The sequence below is a fragment of the Streptomyces sp. E2N166 genome, from assembly GCF_003671715.1.
Classification (GTDB): Bacteria; Actinomycetota; Actinomycetes; order Streptomycetales; family Streptomycetaceae; genus Streptomyces; species Streptomyces thinghirensis.
Genome location: NZ_RAIF01000027.1, coordinates 153,875 through 160,246, shown reverse-complemented (window position 1 = coordinate 160,246; position 6,372 = coordinate 153,875). Strand labels below are relative to the sequence as shown.

The following is a 6,372-nucleotide window of genomic DNA, read 5'->3' as shown; positions in this document are numbered from 1 at the left end:
CGGCACTGGCGGGGGCGGAAGCGGTGGTGCTCGGGGTGGCGGAGGCGGTGGCGCCGGAGGATGCGGTGGGCGCGCCGCTGGGTCCGCCCGTGGGCGGGGTGGCCGCGCCGGTGGGTGGCGTGTCTGTCGGCATCAGGCCGCCCTGCGGCCCCGCACCGCCGCCGGGACCCGGGCCGGCGTCCTGGCCGCCCCCGAAGGGCAGCAGCGAGGACGGGGACACCGAGGTTCCGATGCCCATGAAGGCAAGGCCCAGGACGGCCGCGTAGCCGACGCAGACCACGCCGACGAGGAGTCCCAGCCGGCGCAGCAGCCGGGCCCGGCGCCCGGAGTTGTCGACGAACACGGGCCCTTCCGCGGACCCGTTGCCGCGTTTGCGACGGCGACCGCGCGGCGCGGCGCGGGAGGCGAAGGCAGGCTCGGATTGCATGCCCCGGACGTTAGAGAGCTTTGCCTGCCGCCGACTCTGACCTCGTTGTGAGATCTCGGTGAAAAGCCGCGCAGCCTGTCCGCCCCCTGTGAGACGGCGGGAAACCGCGCCCTTTCCTCATGAAAGCCCCAGCAACGCGTGAGAGGTTCACTCGTCCGACGACGAGAACGTCCGACGCGAGAACGGAGCGTGCCGCACATGAGGGCATATCGGAAGGCGGCGGCCGGGTGCGCCCTGCTGCTCGCCCTGGCCACCGCGGGCTGCGCCGGGCAGGACGACGGCGCGGGCGACACGGGCGCCACTGAGGACAGGGCCACCACGGCACCGTCCGAGCCGTCCGAGCCGGTCACCGCCTACGCCCCCTACGTCAGCGCCACCAAGGCCTCCGCGACCGACTCCGGCGGCTCCCCGACGACGTACAACCTGGCGTTCGTCATTTCCTCCGGCGACGACTGCGTCCCGCGCTGGAACGGTGTCCAGGACATCGACGACACCTCCGTCGCCGCACGCGTCGCGAAGCTGAAGGAGTCCGGCGCCGACGTCCGCGTCTCCTTCGGCGGAGCCTCCGGGACGGAACTGGCGGCGGCCTGCGGCAGCGCGGCCGACCTGGCGCAGGCGTACGGCGAGGCCCTGGACGCGGCCGGCTCCACCCGGGCCGACTTCGACATCGAGGGCGGCGCACTGACCGACACGGACTCCGTAGTCCTGCGCTCGGAGGCGATCGCGCTGCTCCAGGAGGAACGCGACGGCCTGGAGGTCTCCTTCACCCTCCCGGTGATGCCCTCGGGCCTGGACGCCGACTCCCTGACGCTGCTCGCGTCCGCCAACGACCACGGCGTACAGGTCGACACGGTCAACCTCATGACCATGAACTACGGGGAGTCCTACGACGGCGACATGGGCGAGTACGCCCTCACCTCGGCCGAGGCCGCGCACACGCAGTTCCGCGAGGTCTTCGGCACCTCGGACGCGGACGCCTGGCGGGGCATGGCGCTCACCTCGATGCTCGGCGTCAACGACGTCGCCGGCGAGACCTTCACCCTCGCGGACGCGTCGGAGGTGCGCGCATTCGCCGAGGAGAAGGGCATCGCGTGGGTCTCGGTCTGGGCCGCCTTCCGGGACAAGCGGTGCGCCGAGGACGCGTCGGCCACCGACGCGCTCACCACGTGCAGCGGCGTGGAACAGGAGGACGGGGCGTTCGGCGCGGCGTTCGGCGCGTAGGCCCGGCGGGCGAGCCCCGTGGGACCGCGCGCTCAGCGCCCCCGGTACACCAGACGGCCGCCCACGACGGTGGCCACGCACGTGGACGCGCCGTCCCGCACGAGCGCGGCCCGGTCGGGTACGTCGAACACCGCGAAACGGGCGGGCTTCCCGGCGGCGAGTGCGGGAAGCAGCACCAGCGGGACCGGCGAGAAGGACGCGGGCCCGGGCAGGGTGGCCGGACGCGCCCCCACGGCGAGCCCCGCTCCGCGCACCGCGTCCAGGGCCGCTCGGCCTCGCAGCTCTCCGGCGACGGCAACCGTTCCGTGCGCCAGCATGCGCTGTACTCCTCGGCGCGCGCTGGCGCCCCGCGCGGACGCATGCGCACCGAGGAGGGCGAGCGCGCGCTCCCCGAAGATCGGCTCGGTGCCCAGCCGGTCCGCCTCACGCGGATCGGGGTGGTAGGCCTGCTCCAGCAGTTCCGGGCCGTACGGGTTGAGCAGTCCGGGCGTCAGGATGCCGGGCCACCGGCGCACCCGCGCCCGCGGGTGGTCGGCGGCCAGTGCCTCGTACGGGCCGACGGCGGCGAGACGCGCACCGTCGACCACGACGGCCGTCTCGGGCGAGGCTTCGCAGATGTGGATCGTCAACACGGAAGCGACAGCCCTCAGTTGGAGGCGAGCAGCTTCAGTTCCGGGTGGGCCGTGCCGCCCTCGATGGCCGTGGACGAGATGTGGGACACGACGCGCTCGTCGACGGGGTCGTTCGCCGGGTCGTCGTGCACGACGAGGTGCTCGTACGTCGTGGCGCGCTGCGCCGGTACGCGTCCCGCCTTGCGGATCAGGTCGATGATCTCCAGCCGGTTGGAGCGGTGCTTGGCACCGGCCGACGACACGACGTTCTCCTCCAGCATGATCGAGCCGAGGTCGTCGGCGCCGTAGTGCAGGGAGAGCTGGCCGACCTCCTTGCCCGTCGTGAGCCAGGAGCCCTGGATGTGGGCGACGTTGTCCATGAACAGCCGGGCGATGGCGATCATCCGCAGGTACTCGAAGAGCGTGGCCTGCGTGCGGCCCTTCAGGTGGTTGTTCTCGGGCTGGTAGGTGTACGGGATGAAGGCGCGGAAGCCGCCGGTGCGGTCCTGCACCTCCCGGATCATGCGCAGGTGCTCGATGCGTTCGGCGTTGGTCTCGCCGGTGCCCATGAGCATGGTGGAGGTCGACTCGACGCCCAGCCGGTGCGCGATCTCCATGATCTCCAGCCAGCGCTCGCCGGACTCCTTGAGCGGCGCGATGGCCTTGCGCGGCCGCTCGGGCAGCAGTTCGGCGCCGGCTCCGGCGAAGGAGTCGAGCCCGGCCGCGTGGATGCGCTGGATCGCCTCCTCGACCGACACCTTCGAGATCCGCGCCATGTGCTCGACCTCGCTCGCCCCCAGGCTGTGGATGACGAGCTGCGGGAATTCCTTCTTGATGGCGGCGAAGTGCTTCTCGTAGTACTCGACGCCGTAGTCCGGGTGGTGGCCGCCCTGGAACATGATCTGCGTGCCGCCCAGCTCGACGGTCTCCGCGCAGCGGCGCAGGATGTCGTCGAGGTCGCGGGTCCAGCCCTTGGCGGTGTCCTTGGGGGCGGCGTAGAAGGCGCAGAACCTGCACGCCGTGACGCACACGTTCGTGTAGTTGATGTTGCGCTCGATGATGTACGTGGCGATGTGCTCGGTACCGGCGTACCTGCGCCTGCGTACGGCGTCGGCGGCGGCGCCCAGCGCGTGCAGCGGGGCGTCGCGGTAGAGGACGAGCGCCTCCTCGGGGGTGATCCGCCCACCGGCGGCGGCGCGGTCGAGGATGGGCTGAAGGTCGGCCTTCTCGGTCACCGGCGTCCCTTTCGCAGAGTTCGTAAGGGTTGTGGACGGACCTGCCCAGCGTACGCCAGGCCCTTCACGGGTCGGTGCTCAGGCCGCGTAGGCCCCCGCGAGGACGCCGAGGAAGGCGCCCGCGATCAGGAAGGGCCCGAACGGGATGGCCGTCTTGCGCCCCGCCCGCCGGGCGACGACGAGGGCGCCGCCGTAGAGCGCGCCGAGCAGGAACCCGGCGAAGGTGCCGAGCATCACCGTCGGCCAGCCGTACCAGCCGAGGACCGCACCGGCCGTGAGGGCCAGTTTCACGTCGCCGAAGCCCATGCCGGCCGGGTTGATGAGGAACAGCACGAAGTAGCCAGCGCCGAGGGCGAGGGCGCCCAGCAGGGCGGTGGTCCACTCCCCGGCGTGCTCGGGCACGAGGGCGGTGAGGCCGAGAAGGACGAGTGCGGTACCGGCGAGGGGCAGGGTGAGGGGGTCGGGCAGCCGTCGTACCCGGAGGTCGACGACCGCGAGGAGCACGCCGGCCGGGGCGAGCAGCAGCCAGACCGCCAACTCGGGGCGGGTCCCGGTGGCGGCGGCGAGGGCGGCGCAGACGAGGGCGGTGACGGTGGCGGGTACGGCGGTGCCGGGACCGTAGAAGGCGGCCCCGGCCTCGCACTGCCCGCACCGCGCTCGCCCGAGCCAGCCCCGGACGGGATGCGCGCCGTCCGGGCACCGTTCGCGCCACGCCTCCCCCGAGGGGGCGGAGAACCGGTAGGCCGCGCGGGGCAGCAGCGCGCCGGCCGCCGCACCCCAGAGCGCGGCGGCCAGGACGATCGGAACGATCAGGAGATCGACGTTCATCAGGAGGTCGGCGTTCACCCGGAGATCGATGGTCACCCGGCGGCGGCGACGCCGTCACGCCAGGTCGGCAGCAGCTCGTCGAGCAGTGCCTCGGTGCGCGGCGGCAGGCCGCGCGCACCGCTGCGGCCGATGAGGTCGGCGGCGAGCGTGCGGAGCCGGCCGGTGTCGTCGGTGGCGTGCGTGGCGCGCAGGAGTTCGTGCCACAGGCGCTCGTCGGCGGGGGCGGTGCGCAGCGCCGCGTTCAGCGCCTCGATGGCCTTCTCCGCGCGGTTCCTCTCCAGGTGGAACTCGGAGAGCGCCAGCCCGGTGTCCGCGACGAGCAGCGGGAGCTGGGCGTCGATGATCTCGTGGGTGAGCCAGCGGTAGCGGCCCCCGGGCCGGTCGGCGAGCAGCGGCCCCCGCACCAGCACCAGCGCGTCGGTGAGCAGCCGTCCGCGCACCTGGCGGCTGTCCACGCCCCGGCCCTGCGTGGCCTCGTAGTACAGGGAGCGCAGCACGTCGAGGTCGGAGACGACGGACTTGGCGAGCGTGAGACGTCCGCCGGCGTCGGTGCCGAGCCTCGGCGTGCCGTCGGGGTCGGTGCCCAGCCAGGCCCGCAACCGCTCCAGCAGCGCGTCGCGCACGTCCTCCGTCACGCCACGAGGCCACAGCGCGGAGGCCAGCACGCGCGGATGGACGCCTTCGCGGTGCAGCAGGAGCAGCGCGAGTGCCTCGTGGAGCTGGGCGCTGCGGTCGCCGTCGGGCGCTTCCAGGCCGATGATCTCGTACGACCCGACGAGACGGGCGTACACCGCGGGCCGTCCCTGCTCGCTGACGTCGACGAGGAACGGCGGGGTGTTGGCCGGGCCGCCGGGCCCGCGTTCGGGGTCGGCGTCGGTGAAGAGTTCGACGACGGCCCGCTGCTGCGCGGCCGGCAGCAACTGGGCCTCCAGCTCCAGCCCGAGGAGCGGCGCGAGCAGCCGGCCCTCGCCGGTGATCTCCATCTCCCAGGCGGCGCCGGGCAGATCGGCGCCCTCGGTGCCGACGAGGTAGCCGATACCGAGACGGCTGGCGTCGGCGGCGAGTTCCGCGAGCCGCAGGGCGTCCTCGTCGGACGGCTGGGCGGCCAGCAGGACGAGGTGCGGCGCCCAACGCGTGTGCTGGGCGGGCCCGGTACGGCCGGTGAGCACGGAGTCGTGCCCGGCGGCCCCCAGCGCGCCGCGCCGCTGCCGGGTCTCGGCGGACATGGTCTCGAAGAGGTCCTCGAACCCGTCGAGATGGCGGATCCGGTTGGGCGCGAGGGGCGTGAGGTCCTCCCCGAACCCGACGAGCGTGATGGTCATACGGTCCGACCAGCCGTTGGTGGCCAGTTCGGCGGCGACCGACGCGAACACGGCGGCCCGGTCGGCCTCCGTACCGCTGAGCGAGACGAGGCCGGGTACGGCCTCCAGGTTGAGCAGCAGCCGGGACTCGTCCATGGTGCCGAGACTGACGAGACCCGGGTACGGCGCGGCCGTGTCGGCGTCCTCGTACCCCTCGGCGTCGGCTCGGGCCAGCATCCAGAAGGTCTGGTCCTGCCCGAGCTGCCAGGGCGTCGGCGGCTTGCCGGCCGGCTGGGCGAGCTGGAGGTGCAGGTCGCCGTTGCTGCTCATCCAGGCCGCGTACACGACGGGCAGCGGCCGCGACTCGGCGGCGAGTGCGGCGGCCAGTCCGCGCAGCGACCGGTCCAGCAGGCGTACGCCTTCGGGGTCGGCGCCGACGAGCAGCGCGTCCTGCGCGTCCTGGGCGTCGCCGGTCGGCGTCGGCGGCTCCATGCCGCGCCGTCCGCCGACACTGCCGAGCGCCGACTGCCACAGTGCCTGCCGGCGCCGGCGGCCGAGGGCGCCGAGGAGACCGGCGGCAAGGAGAGGCGCGGCGAGGAGGGCCTCGGGGAGCCCGAAGGAGCGCCCGGACTGTTCGGCGGGGGTGGCGTGCTGCCGGCCGGTCTCGGGTGCGGGGGCCGGGGTCGCGGGCGTGACGGGGTTGGCGGGGCCGGGCGCGGGCCGCTGCTCGGGCAGGGAGACCTGGGCGT

At 73.7% G+C, this 6,372-nt stretch carries 6 protein-coding genes; 1 reads left to right on the top strand and 5 read right to left on the bottom strand.

Translation table 11 applies throughout. The annotated features are described in order from the left end of the window. Positions 1-427, bottom strand: a 427-nt coding sequence (locus EBH09_RS21265) for a hypothetical protein (RefSeq protein WP_193776451.1), incomplete at its 3' end; no start/stop codon positions are given. Between the two features lie 198 nt (positions 428-625). On the opposite strand from EBH09_RS21265, the gene EBH09_RS21260 reads away from it, so the two are divergent. After that, a complete protein-coding gene (locus EBH09_RS21260) occupies positions 626-1,648 on the top strand; it encodes a chitinase (protein WP_121748569.1) in 1,023 nt (340 codons plus the stop codon). A gap of 32 nt (positions 1,649-1,680) precedes the next feature. Here the strand turns inward: EBH09_RS21260 and EBH09_RS21255 are convergent, their stop codons facing one another. From EBH09_RS21255 to EBH09_RS21240, 4 genes are all read right to left on the bottom strand, one after another. Next, the gene (locus tag EBH09_RS21255; protein WP_121748568.1) at positions 1,681-2,280 is read right to left on the bottom strand and encodes a hypothetical protein; all 600 of its coding nucleotides are present in this window, start codon (positions 2,278-2,280) and stop codon (positions 1,681-1,683) included. A gap of 14 nt (positions 2,281-2,294) precedes the next feature. Continuing rightward, entirely contained in the window at positions 2,295-3,494 is a 1,200-nt protein-coding gene (gene mqnC, locus EBH09_RS21250; protein WP_121748567.1) for a cyclic dehypoxanthinyl futalosine synthase, read from the bottom strand. Between the two features lie 78 nt (positions 3,495-3,572). Further along, positions 3,573-4,322 carry an A24 family peptidase gene (locus tag EBH09_RS21245; RefSeq protein WP_193776463.1) on the bottom strand — a complete coding sequence of 250 codons (750 nt, stop codon included), beginning with the start codon at positions 4,320-4,322 and terminating at the stop codon, positions 3,573-3,575. Positions 4,323-4,354: 32 nt separating this feature from the next. Beyond that, positions 4,355-6,372: bacterial transcriptional activator domain-containing protein (locus EBH09_RS21240; RefSeq protein WP_238697394.1), on the bottom strand; the 2,018-nt coding region annotated here is incomplete at its 5' end.